The sequence below is a fragment of the Vibrio sp. RE86 genome (assembly GCF_013114545.1).
In the GTDB taxonomy this organism is placed as follows: Bacteria; Pseudomonadota; Gammaproteobacteria; order Enterobacterales; family Vibrionaceae; genus Vibrio.
Window position 1 is genome coordinate 119,936 of record NZ_VTXI01000016.1, and the last position, 14,681, is coordinate 134,616.

The 14,681-nt window shown below is 44.5% G+C and carries 12 protein-coding genes; 5 read left to right on the plus strand and 7 right to left on the minus strand.

The annotated features are described in order from the left end of the window. Positions 1-134: 134 nt before the first annotated feature. From F0231_RS15230 to fruB, 4 genes are all read right to left on the minus strand, one after another. A complete protein-coding gene (locus tag F0231_RS15230) occupies positions 135-2,036 on the minus strand; it encodes a diguanylate cyclase (protein ID WP_171760550.1) in 1,902 nt (633 codons plus the stop codon). A gap of 210 nt (positions 2,037-2,246) precedes the next feature. Next, positions 2,247-3,995, minus strand: coding sequence for a PTS fructose transporter subunit IIBC (gene fruA / locus F0231_RS15235; protein ID WP_171760551.1), 1,749 nt, complete (start codon positions 3,993-3,995; stop codon positions 2,247-2,249). Positions 3,996-4,012: 17 nt separating this feature from the next. Beyond that, entirely contained in the window at positions 4,013-4,981 is a 969-nt protein-coding gene (gene pfkB, locus F0231_RS15240) for a 1-phosphofructokinase (RefSeq protein WP_171760552.1), read from the minus strand. Between the two features lie 9 nt (positions 4,982-4,990). Continuing rightward, positions 4,991-6,121 (minus strand): fused PTS fructose transporter subunit IIA/HPr protein, encoded by a 1,131-nt coding sequence (gene fruB / locus F0231_RS15245; RefSeq protein WP_171760553.1) that lies wholly within the window; start codon positions 6,119-6,121, stop codon positions 4,991-4,993. 266 nt (positions 6,122-6,387) lie between these two features. Here fruB and cra point away from each other — a divergent pair, with 266 nt between their 5' ends. After that, positions 6,388-7,368: a catabolite repressor/activator gene (gene cra / locus F0231_RS15250; protein ID WP_253825810.1), complete on the plus strand. Its 981-nt coding sequence runs from the start codon at positions 6,388-6,390 to the stop codon at positions 7,366-7,368. A gap of 53 nt (positions 7,369-7,421) precedes the next feature. Here cra and F0231_RS15255 read toward each other — a convergent pair whose 3' ends face one another. The 3 genes from F0231_RS15255 to F0231_RS15265 all read right to left on the minus strand — a co-directional run bounded on the left by F0231_RS15255 (position 7,422) and on the right by F0231_RS15265 (position 10,468). Next, positions 7,422-9,302 (minus strand): methyl-accepting chemotaxis protein, encoded by a 1,881-nt coding sequence (locus tag F0231_RS15255; RefSeq protein WP_171760555.1) that lies wholly within the window; start codon positions 9,300-9,302, stop codon positions 7,422-7,424. A gap of 178 nt (positions 9,303-9,480) precedes the next feature. Then, the gene (locus F0231_RS15260) at positions 9,481-9,957 is read right to left on the minus strand and encodes a hypothetical protein (protein ID WP_171760591.1); all 477 of its coding nucleotides are present in this window, start codon (positions 9,955-9,957) and stop codon (positions 9,481-9,483) included. A 136-nt stretch (positions 9,958-10,093) separates the two neighbouring features. Continuing rightward, a complete protein-coding gene (locus tag F0231_RS15265) occupies positions 10,094-10,468 on the minus strand; it encodes a YgiW/YdeI family stress tolerance OB fold protein (protein WP_171760556.1) in 375 nt (124 codons plus the stop codon). Between the two features lie 173 nt (positions 10,469-10,641). On the opposite strand from F0231_RS15265, the gene F0231_RS15270 reads away from it, so the two are divergent. The 4 genes from F0231_RS15270 to modC are packed head-to-tail and all read left to right on the plus strand — an operon-like array spanning position 10,642 to position 14,669. Further along, the gene (locus F0231_RS15270; RefSeq protein WP_171760557.1) at positions 10,642-12,102 is read left to right on the plus strand and encodes a cobyric acid synthase; all 1,461 of its coding nucleotides are present in this window, start codon (positions 10,642-10,644) and stop codon (positions 12,100-12,102) included. A 10-nt stretch (positions 12,103-12,112) separates the two neighbouring features. Further along, a complete protein-coding gene (modA, locus tag F0231_RS15275; protein ID WP_171760558.1) occupies positions 12,113-12,868 on the plus strand; it encodes a molybdate ABC transporter substrate-binding protein in 756 nt (251 codons plus the stop codon). Beyond that, the gene (gene modB, locus F0231_RS15280) at positions 12,868-13,566 is read left to right on the plus strand and encodes a molybdate ABC transporter permease subunit (RefSeq protein ID WP_171760592.1); all 699 of its coding nucleotides are present in this window, start codon (positions 12,868-12,870) and stop codon (positions 13,564-13,566) included. The genes modA and modB overlap by 1 nt, the downstream gene beginning before the upstream one ends. Next, positions 13,563-14,669 (plus strand): molybdenum ABC transporter ATP-binding protein ModC, encoded by a 1,107-nt coding sequence (gene modC / locus F0231_RS15285; protein WP_171760559.1) that lies wholly within the window; start codon positions 13,563-13,565, stop codon positions 14,667-14,669. Before modB ends, modC begins: the two co-directional genes overlap by 4 nt. The last annotated feature ends 12 nt before the right edge of the window (positions 14,670-14,681 follow it).

Consider the following 14,681-nt stretch of genomic DNA (forward strand, 5'->3'; position numbering starts at 1 on the left):
TGCAATGTAGGGGGATAAAGAAGGAACTACAAGATTTGAGCCATGAAATACGGTAAGTAAAAACAGAGGGTTATACTGATAAGTTTCAGGTTATGTCGTGCTTTGGTGCAGCGCTAAGTGCAACTGCACCAATACTAGGCAATTGAGTGTGATTCGCTAGCAGACATGACCGACACTTGGTTACGCCCCATTGATTTTGATTCATATAGTGCAATATCCGCACGCTTGTAAGTCATTTCAGGTTGCTCGGAGATCTCAGTGATACCAACGCTAACCGTAATATTGAGCTCACTCTCAAGGTGAATCGAAATACGGACACGGTTGAGAACTGTTTCAGCAGTCACTAAATCTGTGTGGGACATGATCACGGCAAACTCTTCACCACCAATTCGAGCGACTAGGTCAGTCTCACGCAGGTGTTTCGTTAAAGAATCCGAAACTGACTTAATCACTGCATCCCCTTGATCGTGTCCATACTTATCATTAATACGTTTAAAATGATCAATGTCTATGAGCGCTAGTGTCGTCTGTTCATTGTTTTTGTATCGTAACGCGCGAGCGGCTTGTGACTGCATCTCTTTGTCGAACTTTCGACGGTTCCACAAAGAAGTCATAGGATCGCGTTCGCTCAATTCCCGCAAGCGGTCTTCAAGTTGTTTACGATGGGAAATATCGACGAATGAAGCAACGTAGAATTGGATTGTGTTTCGCTTGTCTTTGATAGTTTGGATGCGCAGGATTTCTGTGATTAGAGACCCATCACGACGTTTATTGACAACTTCGCCTTCCCATAGCCCTTCACTTTCGAGTTTTCGCCACATGTCCAAGTAAAAGGATTGGTCATGCTTACCTGATGAAAATAGGGAAGGTTGCTTTCCAATAACATCTTCAAGTTCGAACCCACTTACTCGGGTAAATTCTTCATTGACCTGGACAATACGATTGTTCCGATCGGTGATAACCATGGCTGACATACCATTCATAGCTGCTCGGGCGATTTTACTGTCCAAGCTATTTTTCTCATGAGTATAGTTCCAAGTGACAAACGTGAAAGTCAGTAGAATAAGAATAATTGAGACAAAGAAAGCTTGTTGGTAGAGCGCCAGTTTTTCTTCTTTGATAAAGGCTTGAGCATCGTTAAGGCTAGTTTTCATCAACAACGTTACAACACTAAGGTTAGCGCGGTTATACAAATTGGCCTGAGTGTATGAGATCCAGTAGTTGTCCTCTTTTACGGTGCCTGACTCATTTAATTGAATACTGCGCCAAAGTGCTGGGTACTGATTGGCGACGTTGTCCTCTTTATGCTTGTCGACGAGGTGGCCCATGATGTTATCGCCATCGTTTGACATCAGGTAATAACCATCTTGCGTAATGACATTCGGAAGATTGGTCAGGTTTCGCTTATAAGCGAGCCCTTTGTAGATTCTAGGGAGATCTAAGTTAGCGATGAAATAGCCATGTCGTTTTCCATCAAGAACGATCGGATAGATAATACGGTAAGCAGGTACAAGAGGATGGACGATTTCCCCGTTCTCTAACTCAAGATCGATACCAAATGTCCCCATCTGCGCATCTTTAAGGTCTTTTGCATAGGCAAAGTAATCTCGATCGCCTTTGTCTTGAAGTCTATTTCTATCAACAATTTCGACAAAAGCTTGCCCACTGTTAACGCGCACAATCTCCATCCCTTCGGCATCAAGAAACCTAAGCTGAGAGAAGTAACCTTGTGTGCGCGCAATGAGCAACCAAAAATCTTCAAGCGCATCAAGGTTTTCGACAGAAGGCTCTTTTACTGCCTTGATTAGGATATTGTTGTGTGAAAGGTAACGAAGAGACGTAGAAACCTTACTCAGCGACATTTGTAATTCAACTTTGGCATACTCTAGTTTGTTCCTGCTCAGTTGCTCGACATGTTTCTCTGTCTGAACCTCTATTTGTGCCAATTGACTATAAAAATAGAGAAAAGGAACGAAGGCGAGTGCGCATAAAACGAGTAGAGACTGAATAACGAACTTGTAGCTGCGTTTGTGCATTGATGTACTGTAAGCTTATAAGTGATAAAAACCTTACTAACTATACAGACATAACAAGTGATTTACTGTGAGCATGGTTGACTATTAAATCATTAGGAATTTTATGCGATATATTCACATATTATTCTGCTATTCTGGATTATTCAGTGCATCATACGAAAAAAGCACCTCATTCGAGGTGCTTTATTGAATCAAGCGTAAATAGCTAGATTATGATGCTGCGGCAACTTCATTTTTTATTTCATTTTTGTTTTTCAAGAAAGCATAGCTAAGGCCTGTGACCGCTGTGCCTGCTGCGATAGCAACTAGGTACATGAACACAGGTGAAATAGCGTTTGGAATCAGCAAAACAAACAAACCGCCGTGGGGCGCCATTAGGGTGGCACCAAATAGCATTGAAAGAGCACCAGTCAGTGCGCCGCCAGCCATACATGCTGGAATAACACGCATTGGATCTTTCGCTGCAAATGGAATCGCACCTTCAGAGATAAAGCATAGACCAAGTACAAATGATGCTTTACCTGCTTCTTGTTCACTTTTGTCAAACTTGTTACGCGCAACGAAAGTGGCCAAGCCCATTCCCAGTGCTGGAACCATACCCGCAGCCATAATAGCAGCCATCGGTGCATAAGTTTCAGAGGCTAGTAAGCCAACGCCAAATGCGTATGCGGCTTTGTTTACTGGGCCTCCGAGATCGAAGCACATCATAGCTCCAAGTAAAATACCTAATAGTACTGCGCTATCAGAGCCCATGTTATTTAAGAACTCAGTCAGGCCATTCATAATGCCAGAGACAGGGCCACCGACAATGTAGATCATCACCAAACCGGTAAACAGGGTAGCAACAAATGGGATGATCAAAATAGGTTTCAGAGCTTCCATCGATTGAGGTAGCGAAACTTTATCAGCCAAGAATTTAGCCGCGTAACCCGCGATAAAACCTGCTGCGATACCGCCTAAGAAGCCTGCGCCGGTAGAGCTTGCAAGCATACCGCCAACAAGACCGGGTGCAAGACCTGGACGGTCAGCAATAGAAAAGGCAATGTAACCCGCTAAGACAGGGATCATCAACGCAAACGCAGATCCACCACCAATAGTCATTAATGCGGCTGCTAGCGTACCTTCTTCTTTAAAGGCTTCAATGCCAAACACAAACGATAGTGCGATAATCAAACCACCTGCGACCACGACCGGGAGCATGTGTGAAACACCAGTCATTAAGTGTTTGTATGCCCCTTTTTTCTCTTCTGAAGAGTTATTAGAAGACGCGTTACCTGAATGTTGATATACGATTGCTTGAGCAAATGCTTTATCCATCTCATCAGAGGTTTTCTTAAGCGCAGGCCCAGTTTTGGTGCGGTACATTGGCTTACCGTTGAAGCGATCAAGTGGTACTTCAATATCAGCAGCAATGATAACAAGGTCTGCTTCCGCTATTTCTTGATCTGTCAGTTGGTTCTTCGCGCCAACAGAACCTCGCGTTTCGACCTTAATATGATGGCCTCGGCGTTTACCTTCATCTTCCAGTGCTTCTGCCGCCATGAAGGTATGTGCAACACCAGTAGGACACGCGGTAATCGCAACGATCTTCTTGGTTGATACACTTTGAGGGTTTGGTGAGATTTCAGCTTGTGCGGCGTCAGACTCGGTTAGCTCTTTAGCTTGTTCAACGGCAAGTTTAAGAAAGGCGTCGGCATTTTTGCAAACTTGGCTAATTGGCGCGCTGTAGACTTTTTTACCAACAAGTCGGGTAGTATCTACAGCAGTATCGGCTGCGATGATCACAACATCTGCTTGCTCAATGTCAGAAGTGGATAGTATCTGTGTTTCTACAACAGACGATTGGCATTCTATCTTTGCTTGCCAATTAGCAGAAGCAGCAGCTTGTTCAAGTAGGCCTGCAGCGAGAATGCTGTTTGCAACACCGCTAGGGCAGGCAGTAATAATGGCTAGTTTCATAATGGTAACCCTTGTCCTTAGTTCTCGTTATGAGTTGTTGCTAAATCAAGCGGCGTAACTTCAGTTTGCTGCTTGATTGAGTCCAGCTCTTGTTGGCTGGTTAGGCCTACGCCAATTTGGCCAACTGCGAGGGCAGATAAAGCCGTGGCGAAGCGTAATAGATCGGGTTTAGGCATGTCTTGCATATGGCCCCAACATAAACCTGCGACGAGTGTGTCACCTGCACCAACGGTACTAACAACTTGCATGCGTGGTGGTTTTGCGGTCAACCATTGGTTGTCATTCAGCCACATCACACCTTCAGCACCCATTGAAACCACGATGTTCTCAATGCCTTTTGTACTCAACGTTTCTGCCGCAGATTTACACTGAGTTGGTGTTGTTAATGATTCACCGATAAAATCACTCAGCTCTTCATCATTTGGTTTGATTAACCAAGGCTGTGCATCGATACCGGCTTTGAGTGCGGCTTTGCTACTATCAAAAAGAACCTTTTTACCTTTTTGACGAAGCTGCTTAATCCATACAGAACATTGCTGGGGAGAAATACCTTGAGGCAAGCTACCTGCAAAAACAAAGTAGTCGTGGCTCTGTGTAAGCTCGAAAAGGGTCTGTTCGAACTTTTCAATGTCAGCCTGAGTTACTGAGACACCCGGGAAATTGAGGTCGCTAACACGGCCCGATTCTTCCACAAGTTTAACGTTGATTCGCGTGGAGCCTGCAACCTTGATGAATTGGTTATTAACACCGATTTGCTCGAATAACTGATGGAAAAGCTCAGGGTTATCTTGGCCTAAAAAGCCTGTAACTGTGACGTCAGCACCCAAGTCGCTTAATACCTTCGCGACATTTACGCCTTTACCAGCGGCGTGTAAGTTACTGCTTTGAATAAGGTTAACTGTCCCGGCGGTTAATTCTGAAAGGGATCCCGTAAGATCAAGCGCAGGATTGAGTGTAATGGTGACGACTTTATTCGTTTTTAACATGACAGCTCCTTAACCTTCGCCCAGGCCAGATGCAATTGCAGCGCCAATTGATTCAATAGCTTGTGCCGCATCTGGCCCCTCTGCTGTAAACTGGAGTTGATGGCCGTGTTTCACACCTAAAGCGATCACTTTCATTAGGCTTTTTGCGTTGACGGTTTTGCTGTCACCGTCTAAGTTGGCAACGCGAATGTTCGATTCGAACTTCTTAGCTTCTGCTACCAGCATTGCCCCTGGACGAGCGTGCAATCCATGTGCATTTTTAATTTTGAATACCGCACTGTTGTCGCTAGATTGCGTTGTCTCAACTTCTTCGCCTTTCAATAACGCGAGTACTTGTTCTGGGCTAGCGTCGATCAGCGTTTGCTGTTTTTGTTGATACACCAATGTCGTCAGGCGGTTAAGAATTGTGGTATGAGCGCTATTACATGCAGCAAATGCCACGAGAGCTCGAACCTTTTCACCTTCAAATTCGCAATCGTTAGCGGTAGTGACGAAAGAGATGCCAGTGCGTGAAACATCGTTATCGCTACCGACTAACCAGAGCCCTTGACCTAAGTGAGTAGGGGACTTAGTCACTAAATCAGCCACAAACCTTTTACCAGCACAGCCGGTGTTTTTGAGTAAACCACCTGCCACTGCGCTCATCTGAACCATATCACTAGCAGGGAATAGCGTTTGGATTAGCGACGCATCAAAGTCTGCTTCTAACTGAACGTTACCCAGTAATAACGAAATGATTTGTTCTTCGCTTTGCGCTTGACGAAGTGTCTGTTCAACACCATCTGCACTCAGGATCTTGGTTAACTGTTTTAGAATACCTAAGTGCTCGTCTGATTTAGCCGCAATACCTATAGCTACGTAAACGGTATTGCCTTCGCCCCATTCAACGCCATTAGGGAAGTGATGAACGGCAACGCCGGTGGTCTTAACCATTGAACGGGTCTCAGTCGTACCATGCGGGATAGCAATGCCGTTACCAAGAAAAGTAGAGGTTTGATTCTCGCGATTAAGCATCCCTTCTACGTAACCATCTTCAACCAAATTATTATCGGTCAGGCTTTTTGCGATGTTTTTGATCGCTTCGAATTTATCAGCGGCCGTTTGAGAAAGGGTGATATCACTTTTTGCTAATTTAAGCATGGTGCTTCTCCAGCGTGTCTATCGGTTTTTGCTGAACAACTGAATCGATTCAGCAAAAAGGTAAAATTTTATGGTTCAGCAGTTAAGCATTGACCAACGTGTATAAATCGAATACGTAAGTTGGTCAATGAGTGATCTTAGTCACTTATAATCTGCTGCTGAATCAATTCAGCTTTTATACTGAATCGTTTCAGCGTATAATTCAATACAGTAAAAGATCATTACTGACGTATTATGATCCAGCGCACAGAACAAAGGTTATTGATATGACTCTGGATGAAATTGCCAAACTCGCAGGGGTGTCTAAAACCACCGCGAGCTATGTGATTAATGGTAAAGCTCAAAAATACAGAATCAGTGAGAAAACACAAAGAAAGGTAATGGCGGTTGTTGATGAGCATAACTATCGCCCAGACCTTGCAGCAAGTACGTTACGTGCAGGCCAGAGTCGCTCATTTGGCCTAGTGATTCCTGATTTAGAAAACACCAGTTACGCTCGACTAGCAAAATTATTGGAGCAGAACTCGCGCTCAGCAGGGTACCAAATCTTGATTGCGTGTTCTGATGATGATCCAGATACAGAGAAAAGTGTCGTTCAAACATTAGTCAGCCGTAAAGTGGATGCGCTTTTTGTTGCAAGTGTTATCCCCGATGCTAGCGAACATTACTTAGCGCTTCAACAAAGTGGCACACCAGTGATTGCGTTGGACAGACCGTTAGACGATGAACACTTTTGTTGTGTAATCAGCGAGGACTTTGGTGGTGCGTTCGAGCTGACATCTTCAGTTTTAAGTGACACCGTCACAAGTGTAGGGTTAATCGGAGCCTTACCAGAACTGAACATTTCGAAAGAGCGTGAGCTCGGTTTCGCGTCGGCTATCAAAAATAGAAATATCACTCCATTGATAGGCTACGGTGAACATTTTAATCGTGCTGATGGCCAACGTGTGTTGGAGCAATGGTGTGAAGCGGGCACCGTACCTGGTGCAATAGTCACAACATCCTACACTTTGCTTGAGGGCGTACTGGATGTGCTGGTGGAGAAACCTGACCTAGCCAATAAGATGAAAATCGCAACGTTTGGTGATAATCGACTGCTCGATTTCTTGCCCATGAAAATCAACTCGTTGCCTCAGCAGTTTGAGATCATTGCTGACAGTGCGATGGCATTAGCACTCAACGCGGCCGCAAAACGATATCAAACGGGTGTGGAACTCGTTCCCCGAAAAATTATTGTTCGCCGTTAAAACTAAAAAGCCCTACTGGATAAGCAGGGCTTTAATCATATAAACCAAACCAATTAGTATTTAAACAGTTTTACTTGGTTATTCAATTGTTTCGCAATGCTCAGTAGCTCTTCTGATAGCTGACGTGAGCTATCGGCTTGAACCGACATCTGGTCTGAAACATCGTTGGCTAGCTGAATATTCTTACTCACTTCACCTGTTACTGTTCTTTGCTCTGATGCGGCATTTGAGATGTGTGATGCCATATCAGAAATCTCTTGGATAGAGTGTGCAATCTGTTCTAGGGCAGCGGTTGCATTGCTCGCATCATCAACACTTGATTGTGCCAGATCTTGGCTGCGCTGCATGGAGTTTACCGCTTCAACACTGTTCTGTTGTAAGCTCTCAATCATTTCACGAATCTCATTAGTCGAACTGTGAGTACGCTGTGATAGAACACGAACTTCATCGGCAACGACGGCAAAACCACGACCTTGCTCTCCTGCACGTGCTGCTTCAATCGCTGCGTTTAGTGCCAGTAGGTTAGTCTGCTCAGCAATGTCACTGATCGTTGAAAGTATCATATTGATATCTTGAGCATTCTTCTCGAGTTCTCGAATGATGTGAGCTGCGTTTTCAACTTGGGTTGCAAGGCTAGTGATCGACTCTTGGTTACGAATAATCACCTGTTTGCCTTGTTCGCAGTGTTCCGTCGAACCTAGCGCTGAATTAGCAGTCAACTGAGCATTGTTTGCCACTTCTTCTGCGGCAGCTGACATTTCATGCACGGCTGTTGCGATTTGAGACATCTCATTGAGCTGTACAGCAAGGCCATCACTAGTCTGGCGAGCAACATCGGTACTGATTCGAGATTGGTTATCCAAATCGCTTGAAGAACGGGCAATGTCTTGAACGATTTGCTGTAACTTGCCAATAAACGCATTCACGTGAGTTGCAAGCTGACCAATTTCATCTTTTGTTTCAACCTTGATGCGTTGGGTCAGATCACCGTCACCTTTAGATAGCGCTTCCATTGAATTGCTTAGCGTCTGAAGTGGTGCTAATGCACGCTGAATAAAGAAAAGGGCAATACATGCAATAACAAGTGTCTGGATAAGCCCCATGATAGCGGCTTGACGCAAAACGGCGCGGAATGAAGCAAAAGCGTTTTGTTTATCTATAACGACAGTGAAGTACCAATCCGTGTTTGGAACACGGCGAGCAGAGACAAACGCTTCGCTACCAGCTACTTCTAATTCAGTGATTTCTTGGCTTTGAGCTAGACCTTGAATCAACCCAGGATTAAGGGTGTCTGAGATACGGCTAATTGGCTTAAGTGCAAGCGAAGTATCTTTATGGGCGACGATTTTACCATTGCTATTGGTAAGGAAAGCGTATACGCCAGTTTCATCCAAGTTAACAATATCGTCGACTAAGGACGTAATGTTCATATCAGCACCAATAACACCGCTGTATCCATTAGTGTTGAAAGGCGTTGCAATAGTGACAACAAGGTCATTGGTCGCGACGTCCACATATGGTTCAGTAATGTAGAACGAACCCTTGGCCATGGTGTTCTTGTACCAATCCCGCTGTCTTGGGTCGTAACCTGAAGGTACAGGTAGGTCAACGCCTTGTAAGAAGGTTCCGTCACTTAGACCGGCATAAGCAATCTGGAACTGGCCAGCATTAGTGCTTTGGGTAAAATAACTGGTTGGATTATCAGTGTATGCGAAAGCATCAGTTGCAGCGTTGACGACGTTGATACGACCTTGAATCCATTTATCCATTCCAGAAATATTTGTTTCAAGTAAGGTAGTACCATACTGCTTAATTGAACGGTACGTCTCATCGAGCAATTGACGTCCTGTCATGTAGGTTTGGATAGCAGTCATTACTAAGATAGCTATAACAAACGCGATGGTCAGTTTATTTTTTATTGAAATGGTAGTCATTTCTATCGTTATCCTACGAGTTTGGGTTCATATATATAATATGACATAGGATTCCGTAAATAAACCGTTAGGTGTACCTTGGGTGTGATAAAGGTATAAGTTTCTTGGATAGGATCTGATCGATACAAAAAAGCGGCTGATTTATCTGAATCAACCGCCGATAAATGCGAGAACTAAATTAGTATGCGAAACGGACTGACATTGTAATCTGAGGGCCGTAAAGACCGTTGTTACGTGTTTCGGCAGAAAGAGAAAGTTGTTCTGTTGAGTGGAATCGTACACCAGCATGGAAAACAGAAGAGTCGTCGTTACGACCAATGCGGCCCGTTGCCTCTACTTGGTCGGTCAACCACGCACGAAGACCAATGTTAAACTCGGCCTGAGTATTCTCATCGCCGCCAGCCTCGTCTGTGAGCTTTACTCGGTGGAGTAGTAGTTGGCCAAACACGTCTACAAATTGGTTAACAGGACCGTTGAAACCGATGCCACCAGCAATGTCGTAGTCACTATCGAACTGAGAGTCGAAACGTGCAATAAAGTGTGAGTTATCGGTAAATAGAGTACTAAATTCTACACCGCTCATTTCAGGGCCAATGGCAGTGCGCACTTCAAAGTAGTTATAGTTAAAGTTGTTTGCTTGCGCGATTCCAGTCATGCCTACAAATGCTAAGGCACTGGCCAAGATAATCTTTTTCAAAGGTAGTCTCCGACTAACACAAAATGTAATTATAAAAATGGCTTGCAATAAGCAAGCCAAATAATAACTCAATCGGGAGACTAATTCAGGGGAATTATAGGATTTGTAGACGATCTACTTCAATTTCCGGTGTGTTTCCACCTTCATACTCACCAAATAGACGAAGTTTCGTCGTATGATCAATTGGCTGCGTCATATTAATGTCGTCATCCAACTCAACTTGGATTTCTCCTTTACCATCTGAAAAGATAAATGTATCGCCCTTAACTTGGCGAAGTAGGTGGCCTTCAACAACTACATTCTTCTCTGTAAACATGCCAGTGTCAGCAAGTAATGAATCTACGGTTTCTATTTCGACTGGTCCTGTGTATTGAACGCCTGCACCTTTCTCTTTGTGGCCGTCTTTAGCAAGAGCAAATGTCGGAGCAAGAATCAGTGTTGCAGCAGTAGCTAAAATGAGTTTTTTCATCGTAATGTCCTTTGTGTTTTATCAGGCAGTGTTTGTTTGATGTGGCTATTAAAGCAAAGTGAACTTGAATCGATGCTGAGCAGTGAGTTCATATTCAATTCATATTATTGAGATAACCACACAAAAGCCGTTATCATGGGGTAAGAACGCACATTTCTATCGAGAAAAACTAAATGCAATCAACATCTAAAGCGCTTATGGTTCAGGGAACGACGTCTGATGCCGGTAAAAGTGTTCTAGTGGCAGGTTTATGCCGTGTTTTAGCCAGGAAAGGCATCAACGTTGCCCCGTTTAAGCCGCAGAATATGGCGCTTAATAGTGCTGTAACTCCTGATGGAGGAGAAATTGGCCGCGCCCAAGCTGTCCAAGCGTTAGCCTGTAATATTGAGTCGAGTGTGCACATGAACCCAGTGTTGCTCAAACCTCATACAGATATGGGGGCTCAAGTTATTTTCCAAGGTAAAGCGACATCCACTGTTGATGCTATTGGTTACCAAAGCTATAAAAAGTTAGCGATGCCAATCGTACTTGATTCGTTCGAAAAACTTCAGAGTGACTTCCAAACAGTATTGATCGAAGGGGCGGGCAGCCCTGCAGAGATTAACCTTCGAGAAAATGACATTGCCAATATGGGCTTTGCTGAAGAAGCCGATGTTCCAGTGATCATTGTGGCAGATATTGATAGAGGGGGCGTGTTTGCTCATCTCTACGGTACATTGGCGCTATTGTCTGAAAGTGAACAAGCGCGAGTTAAAGGGTTTGTTATCAATCGATTCCGTGGGGATATCTCGCTTCTGCAATCAGGTCTGGATTGGCTTGAAGAGAAAACGGGAAAGTCCGTCATTGGTGTGTTGCCTTACCTTCATGGATTCGATTTAGAAGCGGAAGATGCTATCAATGCTGAGCAGGTGAAAAGCGATAAGATAAAGCTAAAAGTTGCTGTTCCTGTATTCCCTCGAATTAGTAACCATACTGATTTCGATGCCCTCCGTGTTAACCCTGATGTGGATCTCACTTATATCGGAAATGGCGAGCGAATCACTCATGCTGATTTAATCATTTTACCTGGCACAAAATCAGTAAGAAGTGATCTCGACTACTTGCGTAGCCAAGGCTGGGATAGAGATATTCAGCGTCACATCCGATTGGGCGGCAAAGTAATGGGCATTTGTGGTGGCTTCCAAATGCTAGGCGAGCAGATTCACGATCCTCTTGGAATAGAGAGTCAAGCAGGCTCGACAATGGGTTTAGGTTATTTAAAAGGGATCACTGAGTTACAAGCGCAAAAGACTCTGACGAATGTTGCCGGTACGCTTAATCTAAACGGAGACGATGTCAGCGTCAGCGGCTACGAAATACATTCAGGCACGACCCAAGTTACAGGCAAAACGGCGGTTAAGTTGGAAACAGGCCTGTCTGATGGGGCAATTAGTGACTGTAATCAAGTGTTTGGCACGTATTTACATGGTATCTTCGACAACTCAAAAGCAGTCTCAGAAATTTGCCGCTGGGCGGGAGTTGAAGAGATTGCCGTTGTTGACCATAAACAAAACCAACAAAAGGCGATCGATCGTATTGCTGATGCTATTGAACAGCATTTAGACCTACCGACCCTTTGGCCTGACTTATACTAAAAACATAATTATGAATTTGATTCGATCGCTCCTTGCTGCTGTTTCGCTTTGTGTCTGTACTTCGATATCGGCACAAGAAAATATCCGAGTGTATGCGGCGTCTTCCATGACCAATGCAGTCAATGAGCTTGTAGAGCAGTTTAAACAAGATCATCCCATTACTGTAACGACCGTCTACGCTGGTAGCTCATCTTTAGCGAGACAAATTGAGCAAGGTGCTCCTATTGACCTTTATATCTCAGCCAATGAAAAGTGGATGGATTATTTGGTTGAAAGCGGCGCTGTTGAACGTGACGCTGTCACCAACATTGCAACCAATAAGTTAGTTGTAGTAGGAACTGAATCCGCAACCCTTGATATCAATGACCCACAGTCTTGGTTGGCTTTACTGGAGGGCAATCGACTAGCAATAGGGCAAACAAATGCAGTCCCAGCAGGGATTTACGCCCAGCAATCTTTAGAAGCACTGGGAGTATGGTCTGCACTTAAAAGCTCACTCGCGCCGACTAAGAACGTCCGTATTGCACTCACGTTGGTAGAGCGACAAGAAACACCACTGGGTATCGTTTATCAAACAGATGCCAAGCTTAGCGATAAAGTGACTCTGATTAGTTCATTACCAGATGAGAGTCACACAGCTATTACTTACCCGATGGCTAGGTTGAATGACAAAGCAAGCACAGCAAGTTTCGCTCAGTTTGTGTTGTCAGAACAGGGACAGAACATTCTTCAAAGCTACGGATTCAGCCAAAACAAAACACAATGATGAACTTACTGACGGAATACGAATATCAAGCATTAATGCTGAGCCTAAAAGTGGCTTTGGTGGCAATTGTCTGGCTGATCCCACTAGGAATTGGCCTTGCTTGGTTATTAGCCCGCAAGCAGTTTTATGGCAAAAGCGTCGTAGATAGTGTTATTCATTTGCCACTTGTTTTACCCCCCGTGGTTGTCGGTTATCTGCTACTCATCTCTATGGGGCGACAAGGTATTTTGGGCCAGTGGTTATATGACCAATTTGGTATCGTGTTTTCATTCAGTTGGAAAGGCGCGGTGTTAGCGTGCATCGTCGTTGCATTGCCGTTAATGGTTCGTTCTATACGACTGAGCTTGGAGTCGGTCGATCGCAAGTTAGAGCAAGCCGCAGCGACCCTGGGAGCTTCATCAATCAAGATCTTTTTTACCATTACGCTCCCTTTGACGATCCCTGGGATCATAACAGGTACGATGCTGGCGTTCGCTCGCAGCCTAGGTGAATTCGGTGCGACGATAAGTTTTGTGTCAAATATTCCAGGTGAGACCCAGACCATTCCTTTAGCCATGTATAACTTCATCGAAACGCCAGGTTCAGAATCAGCCGCGATGCGTTTGTGTTTAATCTCGATCGCCATTGCTCTCGGTTCGTTGGTCGTTTCTGAGTGGTTAAATCGAGTCAGTGCTCGACGACTAGGGGGACACAAATGAGTGAGCTAGTCATCCGATACACACAAACCCTTGGCGAGCTTGAGTTTGATATTGATTTAACACTGCCTGAAAAAGGAATTACTGCCGTTTTCGGGCGTTCTGGTGCGGGTAAAACCTCGCTTATTAATGTCGTAGCGGGATTAAAGCAGCCGAATAGTGGCTTGGTTCAAGTGAATGGTGTGACCTTATTTGATTCTGACCATGGCGTGAACATTCCTGTACATAAACGCAATGTCGGCTATGTATTTCAAGATGCAAGGCTGTTCCCGCATTATAAGGTGAAGAACAACCTCACTTACGGGGTGAAGAGTACCGATAGTGTGCATTTTCATCGCATCGTCACTTTACTCGCACTAGAAAACCTACTTGAACGATACCCGAATCAACTATCAGGTGGAGAAAAGCAACGTGTAGCGATAGGGCGAGCACTTCTATCAAAACCAAGTATATTACTGATGGATGAACCTTTGGCGTCACTAGACTTGCCACGTAAGCGAGAAGTGATGCCGTTTTTGGAGCAACTCGCATCTGAGGTGGAAATCCCGATTATCTATGTCTCTCATAGCTTAAATGAAGTGTTGAGGCTCGCGAATAACTTAGTGGTTATAGAGAAAGGCACTGTCGCCGTTTCGGGGCCTATTGAAGAGGTATGGGGTTCGAGTGCAATGCGACCATGGCAATCGTTCTCAGAGCAAAGTTCACTATTCGAAGGGACGTTAATCGAGCACAATACCGATTATGCACTGTCACTTGTAGAACTGGATGAGGGCATTCGCCTTTGGGTACAAAAAATCGATGGGGAACTTGGGGCACCAGTTAGGCTACAAGTTAGGGCCAATGATGTATCCATTATGCTTGATGAACCAAAGAGAACATCCATTCGAAATATTCTACAAGGCAAGATTACGGATATAGAGACTCAATCTCACGGCAGCGATCGACAAAGTGTTTCAGTCAAAGTAGCGCTTTCAAATAGTTGTTTGCTCAGTGCAACGATAACGGCTTGGGCGAGAGATGAACTTGACCTTCAAATAGGAATGTCGGTTTATGTGCAAATCAAAGGCGTGAGTGTGACGCAAAAAGATATTGTGTTGTCGCATTAAAAAACGCCGCAA

What these genes read in the sequence shown, in the direction of transcription:
- fruA (WP_171760551.1), bottom strand. Translation starts at nt 3,995, where the DNA reads ATGAAACTAGCCATTATTACTGCCTGCCCTAGCGGTGTTGCAAACAGC.
- F0231_RS15265 (WP_171760556.1), bottom strand. Translation starts at nt 10,468, where the DNA reads ATGAAAAAACTCATTTTAGCTACTGCTGCAACACTGATTCTTGCTCCG.
- F0231_RS15270 (WP_171760557.1), top strand. Translation starts at nt 10,642, where the DNA reads ATGCAATCAACATCTAAAGCGCTTATGGTTCAGGGAACGACGTCTGAT.
- modA (WP_171760558.1), top strand. Translation starts at nt 12,113, where the DNA reads ATGAATTTGATTCGATCGCTCCTTGCTGCTGTTTCGCTTTGTGTCTGT.
- F0231_RS15255 (WP_171760555.1), bottom strand. Translation starts at nt 9,302, where the DNA reads ATGACTACCATTTCAATAAAAAATAAACTGACCATCGCGTTTGTTATA.
- F0231_RS15230 (WP_171760550.1), bottom strand. Translation starts at nt 2,036, where the DNA reads ATGCACAAACGCAGCTACAAGTTCGTTATTCAGTCTCTACTCGTTTTA.
- cra (WP_253825810.1), top strand. Translation starts at nt 6,388, where the DNA reads ATGACTCTGGATGAAATTGCCAAACTCGCAGGGGTGTCTAAAACCACC.
- F0231_RS15260 (WP_171760591.1), bottom strand. Translation starts at nt 9,957, where the DNA reads ATGACTGGAATCGCGCAAGCAAACAACTTTAACTATAACTACTTTGAA.
- modC (WP_171760559.1), top strand. Translation starts at nt 13,563, where the DNA reads ATGAGTGAGCTAGTCATCCGATACACACAAACCCTTGGCGAGCTTGAG.
- modB (WP_171760592.1), top strand. Translation starts at nt 12,868, where the DNA reads ATGAACTTACTGACGGAATACGAATATCAAGCATTAATGCTGAGCCTA.
- pfkB (WP_171760552.1), bottom strand. Translation starts at nt 4,981, where the DNA reads ATGTTAAAAACGAATAAAGTCGTCACCATTACACTCAATCCTGCGCTT.
- fruB (WP_171760553.1), bottom strand. Translation starts at nt 6,121, where the DNA reads ATGCTTAAATTAGCAAAAAGTGATATCACCCTTTCTCAAACGGCCGCT.